This window comes from Pseudoalteromonas sp. MIP2626 (genome assembly GCF_013414205.1).
Lineage (GTDB): Bacteria > Pseudomonadota > Gammaproteobacteria > Enterobacterales > Alteromonadaceae > Pseudoalteromonas > Pseudoalteromonas nigrifaciens.
On sequence record NZ_JAATTW010000061.1, the window covers coordinates 1 to 18,783 of the forward strand.

An 18,783-nucleotide genomic window follows, 5' to 3' on the forward strand; every position below is an offset into this window, starting at 1 on the left:
AATAAGCCGAAGGGATAGAAGAATACAGGAGCCGTATACGAGGCCCGTACGTACGGTTCTGTGAGAGGGATGAGGCATAAGCCTCACCCTACTCGATGATCCTAAAAAATAGTCAAAAGTTTAGTTTATTGGCTAATTACACTTAATCATATTCAGTTAAAAGTAACTTTAATTTATAAATTATAAGTTTAAGTTGCTGAATTTAATGTGTTTTACTGTTTATATTATTACTTGGCATAACTCTTGGAATCTAATTTGTGTAATCACTTAAAAAGTTAACAGGAGAATCTGATGGGAATATTTAATCGCGTAACCGATATTGTTCAAGCAAATATAGTGTCGATATTAGACAAGGCAGAAGATCCAGAAAAATTACTTAATTTAATGCTCAGCGAGATGCAAGATGCACTTACTGAGTGTCGTATTACGACAGCGGCTTTGTTGTGCGAAGAAAAAACACTTAAACGTCAAATTGAAAATAAAAATAACAATTTAGTATATTGGCAGGATAAAGCTGAGCTAGCAATAGAGAGAGGTCGAGATGATTTAGCAAAATCAGCTTTGCTTGAAAAACAAACCATTAGTAACACAGTTGTAGCAAAGCAGCTGCAACTAGAAACGCTGCAGCAATCAATAACTAAAATGACAGCGGATTGTCAGCGTTTGCAACAAAGAATAGCCGAGGCTAAAGCCAAGCAAACACAGTTAGTACAGCGGCACAATATAGTGGCTGCAAGGGGGCAAATAAATAGCCAATTACAAAGTGAAAAAGTTGCACATGCACTCTCTCGATTTGAGAAAGTAGAGCAGCGCGTAGAAGGTATTGAAGCACAGGTAGAAGCGTACGAGCTTACTGATTCAGAAAATACTATAGCTGCACAAATAGACGCTTTGGTGAAAAACGAACAAGTAGATGCAGAATTAGCTCGCTTAAAAGCTGATTTAAAAACTAACTTAAAACAGAGTGCTTAAGGAGATAATTATGAATAGTTTTAACAGCAAACGTGGTTGGTACAAAGATCCACTTGATAAAAAAATATCTGGTGTGTGCAGTGGTTTAGCGCAGCGATTAGATTTACCTGTGTGGTCAACACGACTTGTCACTATTTTATTATTTTTGAGTTTTCCGTTTGCAATTGCACTAGGTTATTTTATTGCGCATTGCTGCCTAGAAGAAAAAGCAATTTAAGCTAATTTACATTTAGATTGAATTAAGGAGAGCTAAATGAAAGCGTTAGCCGTATGTATAATTGTTTATTTACTATTTTTTACTGATGTTGTCTCTGCGGTGCACTTTGATACTTGGCAATTACCGCTTTGGATTGCAGATACAAGTTGGACTGGGCTTGAGCTAATAGGAGCTTTAGCGGCTATTATTATTTTTGTAGCTGTTGCAGTACTAATAACGATAGGATTAGTTGGCGCAGCAGCAGTTGCATTAGTCGGAACTGTATTGGCATTTTTATTTGGATCGCTGATGATTGCTTGGCCGTTACTATTTATTGCGGTACTTTGCTGGTTAGTAGCTGATAACAAAAAAGTAGCATCTTAACTCCAAATTAACTGACTATTGCAACTGAACTATGTTAAATTTGATACTTAGCATTATGTTTTAACAAGGATTAGAGTGGTGATTAAACAGTGTATTTCAATTGTTTTGGTGTCGGTTTTAAGTCTTTTTTCATCATCATCGATGGCACATTCAGGGCATGATCACGATGCGGATGTTGCTATTATTAAGGTTAGTAATGCACAAGTAAGGGAGTTTTTACCTGCCACAACTTCAAGTGTAGGTTATTTAAGTATTATAAATCATAGTGATACTGTGGCTACGTTGACTAAAGCAACTATTGATGGCTTAGGTCGCGTTGAAATTCATGAGCACTTGCACGTAGATGGCATGATGAAAATGCAAAAAGTTGAATCGTTAACAATTAACGCCCATCAACAAATCGATTTTAAGCCTGGTGGCTATCATTTAATGATTTTTGAACCACAAGAACCGTTAAAAGTAGGCCAACAACGTAAACTCACACTATATTTTAGTGATGGCAACCGTGTATTTACCAATGCTCAGGTGGTATCGCTTGCATCACAAGCAGAACAATCACAAGCAGAACAATCACAAGCATCAAAACAACATACTCATCATTAGGAGGATCAATGTCACAACATAAAGGGAAAATAGTTGCTGCATTAGCTATATTACTAATTATTTTTTACGCAATAGCTGTTTATTGGAGTACGGAGCCTGCTCGTTTTAATGTGGTAGAAAAAGCAAAGCAGCAAGCCCAGCAACGTAATGAGCAATTTGTTATTGGTTATACAACAACATCAACATTAATAACGGTAGCAAGTACGTTACTCGAAAAGCCAGGCGGTTATTTATCAAATGATGTTTTGCCGCCAAGTATAATAATGGACGATATGCCTGCGTGGGAATATGGCGCACTCGAAATGGTGCGTGATTTAGCCCTTTCTATGCGTAAAGATTTTAGCCGTTCGCAATCGCAATCAACTGAACACGAAGCTCTAAAAAAAGCACAGCCGCAGTTTAATATTAGCTCTGAAGCGTGGGCGTGGCCAAGCGCTGAAGGTGAGTACCAAAAAGGCATTGATTACTTATTGGTATATCGTACTCAAATAGCGAATGACCATGAGCGTGACAGTCAATTCTATGCTCGCGCCGATAACTTGCGCAGTTGGCTAAAAGAAGCTGAAAAGCGTTTAGGTAGCTTGAGTCAGCGTTTAAGCGCTAGTGTAGGCCAAGATAAAGTAAACACTGATTTAGCGGGTAATACATCAAATACACAAGCCACTTTTTCTCCATTACAACAGCAAGCAAAAACGCCATGGTTAGACATTGATGATGTATTTTATGAGTCGCGCGGTGCTACTTGGGCTTTATTGCATTTCTTACAAGCGGTAGAATATGACTTTGCCGATGTACTTGAGAAAAAGAATGCACGCGTAAGTGTGCAGCAAATTATACGAGAGCTTGAGGCAACTCAAGAAACAGTATGGAGCCCAATGATATTAAATGGGAATGGTTTTGGTTATGTAGCAAACCATTCACTGGTTATGGCAAATTATATTTCTAGAGCCAATGCGGCTCTTATTGAACTTAGCGAATTATTGACCCAAGGATAGAAAATGAAAAAGTATTGTTTAGCAGCAGCCCTTTCAATGGCATGTTTAGCGCCTGCAGCGCAAGCTGATACCTTATTAGGCTTGTATGTAGGTGTTGATGGCTGGAAAGCGGATAACGAAGGAAGCTTTTCTTATAAAGGAAATGCACCACAAGATTTTAATTTTGACGATGAAACCTTCGTAAGCTACTACGCTGCACTTGAGCATCCAGTGCCATTAGTACCTAATATTAAATTAAGATACACAGAGCTTGAGCTTACCGGCTCTACACGTCTGGATAAAACATTTTCTTTTAATGGTTCAGATTACGTTGTAGGTACTACGGTTAATTCAGTAAGTGACTTAACTCACATTGATTACACATTTTATTACGAAATCTTTGATAACGACTTAATCTCTATCGATTTGGGTGTTAACGCTAAGCAGTTTGATGGTGAGATTTTAGTTAAAGGTACTACGCAACAAGGTGGCGCTGATTATACTGAAACTGTTGAGTTTTCAGGCTTTGTACCATTGGTTTACGGCCGCGCTGAAGCAGGCTTACCTTTTACCGGTTTAAGCGTGTTTTTTGAAGGCAGCTTTTTAGCAATAGACGATAGCAAAGTTCAAGATTACCAAATGGGTATTGCATGGGAATTTATTGATAACCTAGCAATAGATGTTGCTGTTAAAGCAGGTTACCGCTCAATGACATTAGAGCTAGACGATATTGATGATATTAATACTAATATTGATGCATCGGGTCCATTTGCGGGCATTCAAGTACACTTTTAATTACACTGCTAATTAATAGTATATAGCGTGGTTTTGCTACTTAGTAGTATGCCACGCTAGTTCAAATTCACTCTCAAGTGCACTATTAAGTAACTGCTTATACACTTTATTTACCGGGTAGTTAATGAGTTTAGATAGCTCATCACCTGTTTGCGTAAACTTATAATAACTCAATACTAAATCGCTATTTTTTGCTTTTAACGTTACTTTTTGTGATAAAAACGATAACGTAAGTTCTTGCCCAGTTTTTAGTACCGCAGACTCAATCTCTTTTCGATATAGTAAATTTAAATCCATTAAAGTTAATATATCAGGAAAGCTAATCCCTGTTTTTCCTAGATTTAAAGATACTTTATTGCCCTTGCGTAACAAATCAAATAGTGATGGTTTTTTATAAAACCCTAGTAAAATAAAGTGGCTATCGTCTTTTTCATTATAACCAGAGAGGGATACACACTTTTGTAGAGAGTCAGCTTCGCGCTGGGTCATATGCTTAAGTGTTTGCAAACTTTTTATTGAGAAAGTCCCCGGGTTAAGCGTTTCACCGGTGAGTATTTTTGCCCAAAGTGACTGCATAGATTGATTTGAGGTATCACCACATAGTGCTACAAAGTGTTCTACCCAATCGGCATCGGGTTGTTTACTACTGGCTACGTCAGGACAAAAATCCATTGCCATAGCTAAAATTGTTTCTATATTTTGCTGTTGTTTAATGAGCAGTAAGTCTTGTCTTTTTTGTGCTCTAGCTAAAACTGTATTGTCGCTATTAATGCGATATAGCGGTTTAACCTTGCCTTGGGGGCCATAACTTTGCTCATTATTGCCTACTTTAATAATAGGATAGCCCAGTAACGACTCTATGGTATTAGCGAGATTAATTCTTGCTTGTGCGGTTTTGACTGCCATGATTTTCCATTATTGTTTGTGCATCACTTAGCTGCGCTACTGTTTTTAAATTATTGAGCCCCAGTGATACTGCGTTACTTAAAATGTGCTCACTAAGCACAGCCACATACCCAGAAACTAAAGGCAGCGTGGCTTGCCCCGTAATTTGAAAAGTAACCGTGACCGTTTTTGCATTTTGCGTAAATATTACTTTAGCGGCAATAATGTGTTCTTGAGCAAATAAAATATTCAACACCATTTTGTTTGCACTTAACGCTGTGGTGGTCATTTCACCTGCGCCCCATTTACTTTGCCATGATTGATGAGCACCAACCCCTGTGCTTGGCTCACCTAAGGAAAGTTCCACTGAGGGATCTAGCTTCTTCCAAGGCGACCATTTATGCCACTGCGAAAAATCAGTGATTAAGGGTTTTACTATGTGCGTATTAGCATTAATGTTAATACTCTTTGTTACGTTATAGCTCTGTGGTAGTAATAGGCCAATAACGATAAAAAGTAAGAGTAAAACTAATAAAAGCTGCACTAACATTTTTAATATTTTAATAAAAAAACCTCAGATAAATTAGGTTACAAACTCATAACTTATTATTGATTTAGCATATTAACTCGGGTGTGCTTAACTTTCGAGGTTAATTTTATAGCAACTATTTTTTAATTGAGCTAGATATTTAGCCACAACCTATAAAAAGTAATAGTTAATTTAGGTGTATAAGTATTAAAAAATAACGAAACTTCACTTTAAAACCGCGCGGCACAGCAAAGTAGTGCTCTATCAAGGTAGGTTGGTATAGGGTATAATTTTCACCTTTTGTTATTAGACGGTCAACTTTATGAGCACACTTAAAGCTAAGCGCGGCTTATTCTCATACCCAAAGTATTGGGCAGAGTGTTATGGCACAGCACCATTTTTACCTACTACACGCGAAGAAATGGATGCACTTGGCTGGGATAGCTGCGATATAATTATTATTAGTGGCGATGCTTATGTAGATCATCCTAGTTTTGGGATGGCAGTAATTGGCCGAGTACTTGAGGCGCAAGGTTTTAGAGTGGGTATTATTGCCCAGCCAGAATGGGACTCTAAAGAAGCGTTTATGGCGCTGGGTAAACCCAATTTATTTTTTGGTGTAACCGCTGGCAACATGGACTCGATGATTAACCGTTATACTGCTGAAAAACGCATGCGCCATGATGATGCCTACACGCCAGACAACATTGGTGGTAAACGCCCTGATCGTGCGGTAATCATTTACTCACAACGTTGCCGCGAAGCGTATAAAGATGTACCACTTATTTTAGGTGGTATTGAAGCAAGTTTACGCCGTGTTGCTCATTACGATTATTGGCAAGAAAAAGTGCGTCGTAGTGTTTTGTTTGACGCTAAAGCCGATATTTTAATATATGGTAATGCGGAGCGCCCACTGGTTGAGGTTGCTCATCGTATTGCAGCGGGCGAAAGTACCGATACCATTCAAGATGTACGAGGGACTGCGGTTATTCGTAAAGAGCCGTTACCAGGCTGGCGTGGCAGTGACTCTACCGCTATTGATAAAATAGGTAAAATTGATCCAATTCCAAACCCGTATGGCGCAGATGATGTTGGCTGTAGCAAATCAGAATTTAAACAAGCAGGTATAGACTTAAAAGCCGAAGCCGCCAAGGTTATTACTATTCAGCCAGCGCGCCCTAAGCCATGGGAAAAAACCTACGTTAAATTACCTGCGTTTGAGCAAGTAAGTGTGAATAAGCCATTGTATGCACATGCTTCTCGTATTGTGCACCAAGAAACTAACCCAGGTTGTGCTCGTGCTATTTTTCAGCGCCACGGCGATCGTTCTATTTGGGTTAATCCGCCAGCATATCCACTAGAAACACATGAAATGGACGCTGTATTTGGTTTGCCGTATCAACGTATTCCTCATCCTAGCTACGGGGATGCAAAAATACCTGCCTACGACATGATTAAAACGTCAGTTAATATTATGCGAGGCTGTTTTGGTGGTTGCAGTTTCTGTTCGATTACCGAACATGAAGGGCGGATTATTCAAAGCCGTTCGCAAGAATCAATAATTGAAGAAATTGAGCAAATTAGAGATAAAGTACCCGGGTTTACCGGGGTTATTTCTGACTTAGGTGGCCCAACAGCCAACATGTATAAATTGGGTTGTACCAGCAAAAAAGCAGAAAGTACCTGTCGACGTTTATCGTGTGTATACCCTGAAATATGTAAGCATATGGATACCGATCATACGCCAACAATTGAGCTGTATAAAAAAGCCCGTGAAGTTAAAGGCATTAAAAAAATATTAATCGCCTCGGGTGTACGCTACGATTTAGCCGTGCAAGATCCACGTTACGTTAAAGAATTAGTTACTCACCATGTAGGTGGATATTTAAAAATAGCGCCAGAGCATACCGAAGATGGGCCATTATCAAAAATGATGAAACCAGGTATGGGAGCATACGATCAGTTTAAAGCGTTATTTGATAAGTACTCAAAAGAAGCGGGTAAAAAACAGTATTTAATTCCATATTTTATTTCGGCGCACCCGGGTACTAAAGACGAAGACATGGTAAACATGGCTTTGTGGCTTAAGTCGAACGACTTTAAGCTTGATCAGGTACAAAATTTTTACCCATCTCCTATGGCAAATGCGACCACTATTTATCATACCGAGATGAACTCACTGCGTAATATTAAAAACAATACCGAAGTAGTACCTGTGCCTAAAGGTGCGCGCCAGCGTCGCTTACATAAAGCAACTTTACGCTATCACGATCCAGCGGGCTGGCCAATGATCCGCGAAGCACTGCGTAAAATGGGCAAAGCTAACCTTATAGGTAAAGCGCCAAATTGCTTAGTGCCAGAAGAAGGGCGCGACGAAAGAGCTGCAAAAGGAAGTAGTCGAGGTGGGCGCCCAGCATTAACGCGCCATACTGGTTTTAGCCAATTTCATAAGGCCAATACAAAACCAAAGGTAGCGAGTAATCGCCAAAGAGCTAAATAGAGCTCATAGCTTAAAAAGTAGTTAGCCTGTTTGGCTTATTACTAAGCTTGGGCTTGATTACTGAATATATGAGCACTGAAAAAAATGCCGCTTATTTTGCAATAAGCGGCATTTTTTATGTAAGTTATTTAAGTAAAACTTAAATAATATCAATTTTGTTACGAATGATTTTTACGCCATCCATATTTTCTAAAAACTTTTGTGCCAACGCACGCTCAAAACCTGTTTGCGCTTTACCGTATAAATCTACTTCGCCATTTTTAACTTGTACGCGAATATCGCTTAGCGCTAAATTGGGGTTGGTACGCAAAGTGTGGGTAATCGATTGCTGTAAGTTAGGTTGGGTTGCCAGGCTGCTAACGACAACCATATTTGTTGTAGCACTCACTTTTGTAGCGCATGCTAATAAAAACAAACAACAAAATGATACTAAAGCGATAGTTAATTTTAAACGGCTCATAATCATATCCTTACATTGCAATTAATCGGGTAGCCAAATTAGGCGGAGTTACCATGGTAGTTACAATTATCGTTCCATATTTAATGTACTGAAAATAAAGGCTATTTTATTAAGTGGGAATTCAGGTGGGCAATAGTTACATAAAACTAAGTAGAGATTACATAGCCCTAAACCATGCAGTTATGGGGGGAGCAGGCATTAAAAAGCCGACATTTTTGTCGGCTAACATAATACTACTTACAGTATGCGCTTAAGTTACTTTTTCTTTTTTACCTTAGCTTTTTTCTTCGCTTTCATTTTAACCGGATCTTTACGCTTTTTAGCCGGCGGCTTAGCTTCTTTATGCTTTGGCTCTAATCCTTTAATAACACGGCGTTTAAGTTTTTGCTCAATATAGCGCTCTATTTTATAAAGAATGCCAATATCGTGCGCTTCAACCAGTGAAATAGCGATGCCTTTTTTACCAGCGCGGCCCGTACGGCCAATACGGTGTACGTATATATCGGCTGTGCGTGGTAGGTCAAAGTTTATTACATGGCTAATATCAGCTACGTCGATACCGCGCGCCGCTACATCGGTAGCAACTAATATACGGGTTTTGCCGCTATGGAAGTTTTCCATCGCTTTCATGCGTTTGTCTTGCGGCATTTCGCCGCGTAACCAGGCTGCTTTAACGTCGTTAGTTGTTAGTTCACCAATTAGCGTTTCAAGACGCTCACGGGTTTTAACAAACACTATGGCTTTAGTTACGTCTGGGCCATTAAGGGTATTAACTAACAGCTCAAGTTTATGATGATAGTCGTCGGCTAAATGTACCCACTGGTGAATTTTAGCCTTTTCTTTGCGTGACGATTCGGCTTCAAGCAATGCTGGATCGTTTAGCGTTGTTTCAGCAAACCTTTCAACACTGTCGCCTTCAAGGGTTGCTGAGAATAAAAAGCACTGACGACGATTTTTAGCTTCGTCACAAATACGGCTCATTTCTTTTTTAAAGCCCATGTCTAGCATGCGGTCGGCTTCATCAATAATAAGCATTTCTACGTGTTCAGCATGAAAGTTTTCGGTTTCTAAATATTCCATTAAACGCCCTGGGGTGGCGATTAAAATGTCATTATTTTTTTCAAAAATCTCTTTATGCGTACCATAGTTAATACCGCCTGTTACTACCCCAATTTTAAGGTTAGTACGTTTAGCAAGTAGTTCGCATTGTTCATGAATTTGATAAGCTAGCTCACGAGTTGGCGTCATTACTAATACGCGCGCAAAACCAGGATCACGACGCGGAAAATCCAATAAATATTGAATAGCCGGAATTAAAAAGGCGGCTGTTTTACCTGTACCTGTAGGCGCAGATGCTAAAATGTCACGCCCCTGAAGTGCTTCAGGAATAGCTTGTTGTTGAATGCTGGTTGGCGTTTCGTAACCCATTTTATTAATGGCGTCGAGTAGCTTGTTATCAAGATCAAATTCAGAAAATTGCATAGAGTGTCAAAAATAAAGGACAATGGCACTAATTATACTCGGTTACGCCTGCTTGGTGAATGAAAAGGTGAAAAAATGTCTGGTTTTGCATTTAAACAATTTAAAGTTGCGCACGAACAGTGTGCAATGAAGGTATCAACCGATGGTATTTTGCTTGGAGCATGGGCTAATTTAAGTAATGCCAACAGCTTGCTCGATATAGGTACAGGCACGGGATTGCTGGCGCTTATGTGCAAACAGCGCAGCCCCCAGTTAACTATAACGGCGGTAGAAGTTGATAAAAATGCTTACCAACAAGCGTTGCAAAATATTGCCGCTAGCCCGTGGCCAAATATAGAGGTGCACCAGCAAAGCATTCAAACTTTTAACAGCGCGCAGCCGTTTGATGTAGTGATAGCCAATCCGCCGTATTTTAATCACAGTTTAAAAGGTAATAATGAGGCGCGTAATATTGCGCGCCATACAGATGGTTTAAGTTTTGCTGAGCTAATTAGTGCTTTTAAAAAGCTCAGTCATGCAGGCTCAACCTTTAGCTTAATTTTACCCACTACAGAGGCTGCGGTGTTTATTGAACTTGCTACTCAAAACGGGCTTTTTTTAAATACTCATTGCCAAGTAAAGGCGACGCCAAATAAAGCGATTAGCCGAAACCTAATGACCTTTAGCTATATAAACCAGAGCATTGTGGAATCAGCTTTGTGTATAAAAGATAATGAAAACAACTATAGCGAAGATTATATTACGCTATGCAAAGCATTTTATTTGAAGATGTAATGTGGTAAACAGTGCTGGTATGATGAGTTTATATGTATACAGGTAACTTATAATGAAAAAACGAACTAAATCAGTATTATTAAGCGCCTTAGCCGCTACATTTTTTACAACGCAGAGCGTACTTGCCAGTATGACGCCTGTTGGGCTTTGGAAAACCATTGATGAAGACACTAATGAAGCTAAGTCGTATGTCCGTATTGTTGAAAATAACGGGGTTTTAAGCGGCACCATTGAAACATTATTAAATAAAGATAAGCAAAATGCAGTGTGCTCGCAGTGCTCGGGCGATAAAAAAGATCAGCCCATATTAGGCATGACCATTATTGATAATGTGATAGATAGCGGTGATGGTAGTTGGGAAGACGGTCAAATACTCGACCCAAATAACGGTAAAAGCTATACAGTACGCTTAACGACTCAAGATGCTGGTGAAAAATTAGAAGTGCGTGGTTATATTGGCTTTTTTTATCGTAACCAATATTGGCTAAGAGTAGAGTAGTTAGCCAATAAAATTAAAGCGCAGTGTGGCTGCGCTTTACAAGTACAACAATAATAAACAGTATTACAGGGTTTCGCTGTACTCGGTCATTACCTGTTCCACCCAAGTGGCAATACGCTCGTCGCTTAGCTCGTACTGGCTGTCTTCATCAAGGGCTAAACCAACAAAGTGTGTACCGTCTTCGGTGAGTGCTTTAGATGCTTCAAACTCGTAACTATTGTCGTTTGGCCAAAAACCTAACTGGGTAAATGTTTGCGGACTTATTTCGTCGTGTAGCATGCCAAGCGCATCTTGAAACCACTGGCCGTAACCTTGTTGATCACCCATGCCAAATAACGCGATGGTTTTACCATTTAAGTTTACGTCTGCTATGTCGTCCCACTTTGACTCCCAGTCTTCTTGTATTTCACCAAAATCCCAGGTTGAAATGCCAAAAATAATGAAATCGTATTGCTCTGCATTTTTTAGTTGTTCGTCTTTAATATTATGCAAGGTAACGATATCGGCACCAATAATGTCGCGAATTTTTTCTGCTGCCATTTCGGTGTAGCAGGTAGTAGAGCCAAAAAATAAACCAATTTGCATCGTATTTATCACTGTGTAATTGCCTGATATGATAAGCTCAAGTTTACCGTAAGGTGTTTTTAATTGATACCTTAGGCAATGGCTATAACAAAAATGAGAGCACAAAAGTGACAACGCTAGCTGACGACTTTTCAGAACCAAGCACGGCACCAAAAAGCAATAACGATTACCTAGAAACCTTTTTAGATTGTTTGTATTTAGAGCAAGGGGTGAGTGAAAATACACTATCGGCGTATCGCAGCGATTTAGATAAGTTTTGCCAGTTTTTAAAAGGCAAAAATTTAATGACTGTAACCGGCCTAGACGTTGAAAGCTATTTAGCCCATAGAGTTGATCTAGGCTTAAAGCCGCGTAGTACTGCGCGTAGTATTAGTGCGCTTAAGCGTTTTTATCAGTACTTTGTGCGCGAAAAGTTAATTAGCGACTCGCCAATGCTCAATATTGCGCAACCTAAAGCAGGACAGTCTTTGCCTAAAACGCTTTCGGAGGCTGAAGTAGAGGCGCTACTGAGCGCTCCCAATACCGATGAGCCAATGGGGCTGCGCGATAAAGCCATGCTTGAGTTACTATATGCAACAGGTTTGCGGGTTAGTGAGCTTGTAGGGCTGCGGATTGAACAAATTAATTTGCGCCAAGCTGTAGTGTTTGTAAAAGGTAAGGGGAATAAAGAACGTTTAGTGCCACTGGGCGAAGAGGCCATGTATTGGCTTGAGCAGTTTTTAAAGGTGGGACGGGCGCAAATGATTAAACACGCCACCGACTTTGTGTTTCCCTCAAAGCGAGGGGTTGGCATGACCCGACAAACTTTTTGGCATAGAGTGAAGCACTATGCTATTTTGGCATCAATTGAGTCGTCATTGTCACCGCATACATTGCGCCATGCATTTGCAACCCACTTATTAAATCATGGGGCAGACTTACGTGTGGTTCAAATGATGTTAGGACACAGTGATTTATCAACCACCCAAATATATACGCATGTTGCAAATGAGCGATTAAAATCGGTACATGCGCAGCATCATCCACGTGCTTAATATGAAATTTATTATCACTAAGCCGGTCAATTGATATGTATTTATAAAAATAGAGAAGAATTATGAAAAAATTAATGTTAGCAGGTGCCATGTTATGCACTAGTTTAAGTGCCGTAGCGAATGATGTGGCTGTAGCCCCTAACGCTAATGATCCTATTGTTATTAAATTTGCCGCGCTTGGCGTTACCGTTAAGCAAATAAACCCAACCCCAGTAGCGGGTTTAAAAGAACTGATCACTAATCAAGGTGTGCTTTATGCAAGCCCAGACGGACAGTTTTTAATGCAAGGGACACTTATAGACTTAAATAATCGTAGTAATTTAACCGAAAAAGCACTAAACGGCGTACGCCAAGCTGGGTTAAAAGAATACGAAGATTCGATGATAGTGTACAAAGCACCTAACGAAAAACATAGCATTACCGTATTTACCGACATTAGCTGTGGTTATTGTCGTAAATTACACCGTGAGCTAGATGATTTACTTGAAGCGGGTATTACCGTTAAGTATTTAGCGTTTCCGCGCGGTGGCCTACAAGGTTCAGGTTATAATGACTTAATGAACGTATGGTGTGCTAAAGATCAACAAGAAGCACTAACCGAAGCTAAAAGTGGCTCAAATACTACAGCAGTTAAAGGTTGTAGTGCGCCAGTTGCTGAGCATTATCAGCTAGGTCAAAGCTTTGGTGTTACCGGTACACCTGCTATTATTTTAGAAGATGGCACCATGATCCCAGGTTATCAGCCAGCTGCCGCATTAAGCGCTGCGCTTAACGCTAGTAAAGCCCCATAGTAATTAAATTTACGGTGCGCATAAAAAAAGGCCGAAAGGCCTTTTTTTGTATATTTATGATGAACCAAATAAGTTAAAAATCTGCATGAAAAAAACGATCCAAACGCGCGAAAACGTCGATGATTCACATTTACCGAGTCATTTACACCCTGTAATTAAGCAAATTTATGCCACGCGAAATGTTTCCCATGCCGATGAGCTAAATAACAGCGCCGCCACATTACACGACTTTAAGTTATTTAAAGATATGGACAAAGCCTGCGACTTGTTAATTGAGGCGCTACATGCCCAAAGCCATATTTTAATTGTTGGCGATTTTGATGCTGATGGTGCAACCAGTACCGCTACATTAATGCAAGGCTTGGCCATGTTTGGCTTTGCTCATTTAGATTACTTAGTACCTGATCGGTTTAGCTTAGGTTATGGTTTAAGCCCGGCGTTAGCTGCGCAAATAGTACAGCTTAAACCCGATTTAGTAATTACAGTCGATAACGGTATTTCCTGTATTGCAGGTATTGATATTGTAAAAGCCGCCAATATTAAAGTACTGGTTACCGACCATCACCTACAGGGCGAAACACTCCCTAATGCCGATGCCATAGTAAACCCGAACAGGCACGACTGCAGCTTTCCGTCTAAATCGATTGCAGGTGTTGGTGTGGCTTTTTACTTACTTATTGCCCTTAGAAGCACACTGCGTGAGCAAAATCATTTTGCGCAGCAGCCTATGCCTAACTTAGCCGACCTGCTCGACATAGTTGCGCTTGGTACTGTAGCCGATGTAGTGGCGCTTGATGCCAATAACCGGACATTGGTGCACCAAGGACTAGCGCGTATTCGCAGTGGTAAAACTCGCCCAGGCATTACTGCCCTCATTGAGGTTGCTAATCGTAATGCCTCAAGATTGAGTGCCAGCGACTTTGGTTTTTCGCTTGCTCCGCGCTTAAATGCCGCAGGGCGTTTAGATGACATGAGTTTAGGCATAGCCTGCTTACTCAGTACCGATATAAATCAAGCTAGGCGTATTGCCAGTGAGCTAGATAGCTTAAACTTTGCAAGGCGCGAAATAGAGCAAGGCATGCAGCATGAAGCGCAAGCTGTGCTTGATAAGTTAGCGTTTAATGATGACAATATTCCCGACGCTATTTGTTTATACCAAGAGGATTGGCACCAAGGTGTTATCGGTATTTTAGCCGGGCGTTTAAAAGAAAAATACCACCGCCCAACAGTTATATTTGCGGGTGGCGAAAACGGTGAGATAAAAGGGTCATGTCGCTCAATTGAAGGGCTGCACATACGCGATTTACTCGAAGGGCTAAGTACGGCCGATCCGCACTTAATTAGTAAGTTTGGTGGCCATGCCATGGCGGCCGGTTTAAGTATTAACGAGCAGCAATTTAGCGAATTTAAACACGCCTTTGATACTGCCGTTAGCGCCCAGCTTAGTGAAGAAAGTAAACGCTGCATTGTATTTACCGATGGCGAGTTGCCAAATGAGTGTTTTACCATGGATTTTGCCCAGCAATTAAAACAAGCGGGCCCTTGGGGGCAGCAATTTCCTGAACCGGTATTTGAGCACACATTTGAGTTGATTCAGCAGCGTATAGTGGGCGAAAAGCATTTGAAATTGGTATTAAAGCATCAATCAGGACGCTTAGTTGATGCCATAGCTTTTGGCATTGATTTAAAAGAATGGCCAGATAACAACGCACAATTTGTTAAAGCAGCGTATCAGCTCGATATAAATGAGTTTAGAGGCAAGTTCACCCTGCAATTAATTATCCGAGAGCTAGAAAAAGCCAGCTAAAAAATATCTAGAATAGATCGCATAAAGTGCTAATAAAGCGCACGGTTTTTTGTTAAAATCGGGCGTTTTTATCATTTGACGATAATATATTGCGTTAATTCCTTTTTAAGGAGCGTAATAACCTAGCCATTTTGGAGTAATGACCATGTTTGAAGTGAATCCTGTGATTAACCAAATCAAGGAAATTCGCGAACGTACTGAGTTGCTTCGGGGGTACCTTTGACTATGCTCTTAAACAAGAACGCTTAGAAGAAGTTAACGCCGAACTTGAAGATTCAGCCGTATGGAATGAACCTGAACGTGCACAAGCTCTCGGCCGTGAAAAGTCGGCACTAGAAGCTGTTGTTGAAACTATCGATACCTTAGTGACGGGTACTGACGACGTTGAAGGCTTACTTGAGCTTGCTGTAGAAGCCGAAGATCAAGAAACCTTTGATGAAGCACAAAGCGAACTAGCAGACTTGAACGAGCAGCTAGAAGCGTTAGAGTTTCGTCGTATGTTTAGCGGTCCTCATGACTCAAACGACGCTTACCTTGATTTACAATCTGGTTCTGGCGGCACTGAAGCACAAGACTGGTGTAATATTTTGCTGCGCATGTATTTACGCTGGGGCGAAGCTAAAGGCTTTAAAGTTGAATTAGTAGAAGCTACTGGCGGCGATGTTGCAGGAATTAAAGGCGCAACAGTTCGCTTTGTTGGCGAATACGCGTATGGTTGGTTACGTACCGAAACTGGCGTGCATCGTTTAGTGCGAAAAAGCCCATTTGACTCAAGTGGTCGTCGTCATACTTCGTTTGCCTCTGCATTTGTTTACCCAGAAGTTGACGACAATATTGAAATTGATATGAACCCGTCTGACTTACGTATTGACGTTTACCGTGCCTCGGGTGCAGGTGGTCAGCACGTTAACACCACCGAATCAGCGGTTCGTATTACGCACGTACCAACAAATACCGTAGTGCAGTGCCAAAATGAGCGCTCACAACATAAAAATAAAGCCCAAGCAATGAAACAGTTAAAAGCAAAACTGTTTGAGCTAGAGTTACAACAGCAAAATGCTGAAAAACAAACCCAAGAAGACTCAAAGTCGGATATTGGTTGGGGCAGTCAAATTCGTTCATACGTACTCGATGACGCCCGCATTAAAGATTTACGTACAGGCGTTGAAAGCCGTAATACCCAATCGGTACTTGACGGCAACTTAGACAAATTTATAGAAGCCAGCTTAAAATCTGGTTTATAACCACCAAGCTAATAAAGAGCTAAAAAATGACTGATCAAATCCAAGACGAAAACAAGTTAATCGCTGAGCGTCGTGGCAAATTAGATGCTATACGCCAAAATTGCCCAGCCAACGGTCATCCAAACCAATTCCGTCGTGAGCATTACACGGCAGATTTGCAAGCCCAGTTTGGTGATAAGAGCAAAGAAGAATTAGTAGAGTTACAACAAGTAGTGTCTATTGCTGGACGTATTTTAGCAAAGCGCGGACCTTTTTTTGTAATTCAAGACATGAAAGGCCGCGTACAATCATATGCGTCTAAAGATGTGCAAAAAGATTTAAAAGAAAAATATGGCCAACTAGATACTGGCGATATTATTGGTGTTAAAGGCGCGCTTAATAAATCGGGTAAAGGCGATTTATACGTAGAGATGACAGAGTACCAACTCTTAACTAAGTCACTTCGCCCGTTGCCTGAAAAATTCCATGGCTTATCAGATCAAGAAACTAAGTACCGCCAACGTTACGTTGATTTAATTACTAACGAAGCAACGCGTGAAACATTCCGCATTCGCTCACAAGTAGTTGAAGGCATTCGTCGCTTTTTAGCAGACCGTGACTTTATGGAAGTAGAAACACCCATGCTACAGGTTATTCCTGGCGGTGCATCGGCGCGTCCGTTTGTAACGCACCATAATGCACTTGATATAGACATGTACCTACGTATAGCGCCAGAGTTGTACTTAAAGCGTTTAGTGGTAGGTGGTTTTGATCGCGTATTCGAAATTAACCGTAACTTTCGTAACGAAGGATTATCTACGCGTCATAATCCAGAATTCACTATGATTGAATTTTACCAAGCATACGCTGATTACATCGATCTGATGAACATTACCGAAGACATGCTACGTACAGTTGCAGAAAACGTACTTGGTAGTGCAGTTGTGGTTAACACAACTAAAGACGAAAACGGCGAAGTAATTGACTCAGTTGAGTACGACTTTGGCCAACCGTTTACGCGCTTAAGCATGAGCGACGCTATTTTAAAATATAACCCTGAGTTTGATGCGGCAGTATTTAACGACCCAGAAAACCATTTTGAACAATTAAAAGCGTACGCTAAGCAAGTACACGTTAAAATTCCTGAAAACTGTGTTTGGGGCCCAGGTAAATTTTTGTGTGAAATATTTGAAGAAACAGCAGAGCACATGCTTATTCAACCTACGTTTATTACCGGCTACCCATGGGAAGTATCACCACTTGCACGTCGTAACGACGAAAACTCATTTGTTACAGACCGCTTTGAGTTTTTTGTTGGCGGACGTGAGCTGGCTAATGGTTTCTCGGAGCTTAACGATGCACAAGACCAAGCAGAGCGCTTTACTCGTCAAGTTGAAGAGAAAGACGCAGGTGATGATGAAGCAATGCATTACGATGAAGACTACATACGCGCACTAGAGTATGGCTTACCGCCAACTGCAGGTGAAGGTATTGGTATTGACCGTTTAGTAATGTTGTTTACTGATTCGCCAACCATTAAAGACGTTATTTTGTTCCCGCATATGCGCCCGCAAGCCGACTAAGCTTAATAATGTAAAGTAATAAAGCGCCGCTTAAATGCGGCGTTTTTGTGTCTGGGTTATAATTTTTTAATCTGAGTGTTTTTTAAACGCACTGTTGCATTTGTGTAAAGTTATTCGCTACACTACGACGGAAATTTAGAGAATTGATTTAAGGCTCTAAATAAAAAGATTAAATGGATTTATAAATTATAATATGAAAAATAAACATATTGAAAACCCAATCAATAACTGCGAAACCGAAGATGCAAGACAAGCCTATTACCGAGCCTGTATTGCAGAGTTTCAAAAGTTAGGTTATCAAGAGCAGTATCTTGCAGAGTTAAATGATGATTTAGTGCCTGTGTTAGGCGTTAACCCACCAGAAAAAAGTTAAAAGTTGTTTGAATTTTAAACTAACTACACATTAAAACTAACTAGATGCACAATCTATAACCATATAGGCACATTTGGTAGAAAAGTGTTTGACATATTTTCTGAACTCTTTATTATACGCCCCACAAGACGGAGAGGTGTCCGAGTGGCCGAAGGAGCTCCCCTGCTAAGGGAGTATAGAGTTTGTAGCTCTATCGAGGGTTCGAATCCCTCCCTCTCCACCATTTTTAAATGGCGTGTTTTGTAAGTTTTAAAGTATGGGTGCATAGCTCAGCTGGATAGAGTACTCGGCTACGAACCGAGCGGTCGGAGGTTCGAATCCTCCTGCGCCCACC

Annotated in this window: 20 protein-coding genes and 2 tRNA genes; 17 read left to right on the plus strand and 5 right to left on the minus strand. The window is 40.6% G+C overall.

Translation table 11 applies throughout. The features are described from left to right. The first annotated feature begins 291 nt into the window (after positions 1 to 291). The 6 genes from HC000_RS16350 (at position 292) to HC000_RS16375 (ending at position 3,924) form a co-directional block, all read left to right on the plus strand. Positions 292 to 972, plus strand: a complete 681-nt coding sequence (locus HC000_RS16350) for a PspA/IM30 family protein (RefSeq protein ID WP_179808192.1) — start codon at positions 292 to 294, stop codon at positions 970 to 972. Positions 973 to 982: 10 nt separating this feature from the next. Further along, positions 983 to 1,189, plus strand: coding sequence for a PspC domain-containing protein (locus HC000_RS16355; protein WP_086996915.1), 207 nt, complete (start codon positions 983 to 985; stop codon positions 1,187 to 1,189). Between the two features lie 36 nt (positions 1,190 to 1,225). After that, entirely contained in the window at positions 1,226 to 1,552 is a 327-nt protein-coding gene (locus HC000_RS16360; RefSeq protein ID WP_011327205.1) for a hypothetical protein, read from the plus strand. 78 nt (positions 1,553 to 1,630) lie between these two features. After that, on the plus strand, positions 1,631 to 2,155 hold the full coding sequence (locus tag HC000_RS16365) for a copper chaperone PCu(A)C (protein ID WP_179808193.1): 525 nt from the start codon (positions 1,631 to 1,633) through the stop codon (positions 2,153 to 2,155). Positions 2,156 to 2,163: 8 nt separating this feature from the next. After that, positions 2,164 to 3,150 (plus strand): DUF2333 family protein, encoded by a 987-nt coding sequence (locus tag HC000_RS16370; protein ID WP_011327207.1) that lies wholly within the window; start codon positions 2,164 to 2,166, stop codon positions 3,148 to 3,150. Positions 3,151 to 3,153: 3 nt separating this feature from the next. After that, positions 3,154 to 3,924, plus strand: a complete 771-nt coding sequence (locus HC000_RS16375) for a TIGR04219 family outer membrane beta-barrel protein (protein WP_179808195.1) — start codon at positions 3,154 to 3,156, stop codon at positions 3,922 to 3,924. A 36-nt stretch (positions 3,925 to 3,960) separates the two neighbouring features. Here the strand turns inward: HC000_RS16375 and HC000_RS16380 are convergent, their stop codons facing one another. Continuing rightward, on the minus strand, positions 3,961 to 4,830 hold the full coding sequence (locus tag HC000_RS16380; RefSeq protein WP_179808197.1) for a TIGR03899 family protein: 870 nt from the start codon (positions 4,828 to 4,830) through the stop codon (positions 3,961 to 3,963). Further along, a complete protein-coding gene (locus HC000_RS16385) occupies positions 4,799 to 5,359 on the minus strand; it encodes an SRPBCC family protein (protein ID WP_179808199.1) in 561 nt (186 codons plus the stop codon). The genes HC000_RS16380 and HC000_RS16385 overlap by 32 nt, the downstream gene beginning before the upstream one ends. A gap of 301 nt (positions 5,360 to 5,660) precedes the next feature. Between HC000_RS16385 and HC000_RS16390 the strand changes: the two genes are divergently transcribed. Further along, positions 5,661 to 7,838, plus strand: a complete 2,178-nt coding sequence (locus HC000_RS16390; protein WP_179808201.1) for a YgiQ family radical SAM protein — start codon at positions 5,661 to 5,663, stop codon at positions 7,836 to 7,838. Positions 7,839 to 7,977: 139 nt separating this feature from the next. On the opposite strand, the gene HC000_RS16395 is transcribed toward HC000_RS16390, so the two are convergent. Next, the gene (locus HC000_RS16395; protein WP_011327212.1) at positions 7,978 to 8,298 is read right to left on the minus strand and encodes a BON domain-containing protein; all 321 of its coding nucleotides are present in this window, start codon (positions 8,296 to 8,298) and stop codon (positions 7,978 to 7,980) included. Between the two features lie 255 nt (positions 8,299 to 8,553). Continuing rightward, positions 8,554 to 9,780 carry an ATP-dependent RNA helicase SrmB gene (gene srmB / locus HC000_RS16400; RefSeq protein WP_011327213.1) on the minus strand — a complete coding sequence of 409 codons (1,227 nt, stop codon included), beginning with the start codon at positions 9,778 to 9,780 and terminating at the stop codon, positions 8,554 to 8,556. A 75-nt stretch (positions 9,781 to 9,855) separates the two neighbouring features. On the opposite strand from srmB, the gene HC000_RS16405 reads away from it, so the two are divergent. Further along, positions 9,856 to 10,554: a methyltransferase gene (locus tag HC000_RS16405; protein ID WP_089367765.1), complete on the plus strand. Its 699-nt coding sequence runs from the start codon at positions 9,856 to 9,858 to the stop codon at positions 10,552 to 10,554. A 52-nt stretch (positions 10,555 to 10,606) separates the two neighbouring features. Next, positions 10,607 to 11,053: a DUF2147 domain-containing protein gene (locus tag HC000_RS16410; protein WP_011327215.1), complete on the plus strand. Its 447-nt coding sequence runs from the start codon at positions 10,607 to 10,609 to the stop codon at positions 11,051 to 11,053. A 63-nt stretch (positions 11,054 to 11,116) separates the two neighbouring features. Here the strand turns inward: HC000_RS16410 and fldB are convergent, their stop codons facing one another. After that, entirely contained in the window at positions 11,117 to 11,638 is a 522-nt protein-coding gene (fldB, locus tag HC000_RS16415) for a flavodoxin FldB (protein ID WP_179808203.1), read from the minus strand. Positions 11,639 to 11,745: 107 nt separating this feature from the next. On the opposite strand from fldB, the gene xerD reads away from it, so the two are divergent. The 8 genes from xerD (at position 11,746) to HC000_RS16455 (ending at position 18,781) form a co-directional block, all read left to right on the plus strand. Next, the gene (gene xerD / locus HC000_RS16420) at positions 11,746 to 12,672 is read left to right on the plus strand and encodes a site-specific tyrosine recombinase XerD (RefSeq protein ID WP_011327217.1); all 927 of its coding nucleotides are present in this window, start codon (positions 11,746 to 11,748) and stop codon (positions 12,670 to 12,672) included. Between the two features lie 62 nt (positions 12,673 to 12,734). Further along, positions 12,735 to 13,463 carry a bifunctional protein-disulfide isomerase/oxidoreductase DsbC gene (dsbC, locus tag HC000_RS16425; RefSeq protein ID WP_089367766.1) on the plus strand — a complete coding sequence of 243 codons (729 nt, stop codon included), beginning with the start codon at positions 12,735 to 12,737 and terminating at the stop codon, positions 13,461 to 13,463. Between the two features lie 85 nt (positions 13,464 to 13,548). Continuing rightward, entirely contained in the window at positions 13,549 to 15,270 is a 1,722-nt protein-coding gene (gene recJ, locus HC000_RS16430; RefSeq protein WP_089367767.1) for a single-stranded-DNA-specific exonuclease RecJ, read from the plus strand. 145 nt (positions 15,271 to 15,415) lie between these two features. Continuing rightward, positions 15,416 to 16,514 (plus strand): peptide chain release factor 2 gene (gene prfB / locus HC000_RS16435; RefSeq protein WP_011327220.1). Its coding sequence is split into 2 segments (ribosomal slippage): positions 15,416 to 15,490 and positions 15,492 to 16,514, totalling 1,098 coding nucleotides; the frame shifts between segments, so codons are not numbered across the junction. A gap of 26 nt (positions 16,515 to 16,540) precedes the next feature. Continuing rightward, the gene (gene lysS / locus HC000_RS16440; protein WP_011327221.1) at positions 16,541 to 18,076 is read left to right on the plus strand and encodes a lysine--tRNA ligase; all 1,536 of its coding nucleotides are present in this window, start codon (positions 16,541 to 16,543) and stop codon (positions 18,074 to 18,076) included. A gap of 193 nt (positions 18,077 to 18,269) precedes the next feature. Next, complete coding sequence (locus HC000_RS16445) at positions 18,270 to 18,449, plus strand: hypothetical protein (protein WP_058372591.1); 180 nt, start codon at positions 18,270 to 18,272, stop codon at positions 18,447 to 18,449. A gap of 130 nt (positions 18,450 to 18,579) precedes the next feature. Next, a tRNA-Ser gene (locus HC000_RS16450) sits at positions 18,580 to 18,672 on the plus strand. A gap of 35 nt (positions 18,673 to 18,707) precedes the next feature. Then, a tRNA-Arg gene (locus HC000_RS16455) sits at positions 18,708 to 18,781 on the plus strand. Positions 18,782 to 18,783 lie beyond the last annotated feature (2 nt).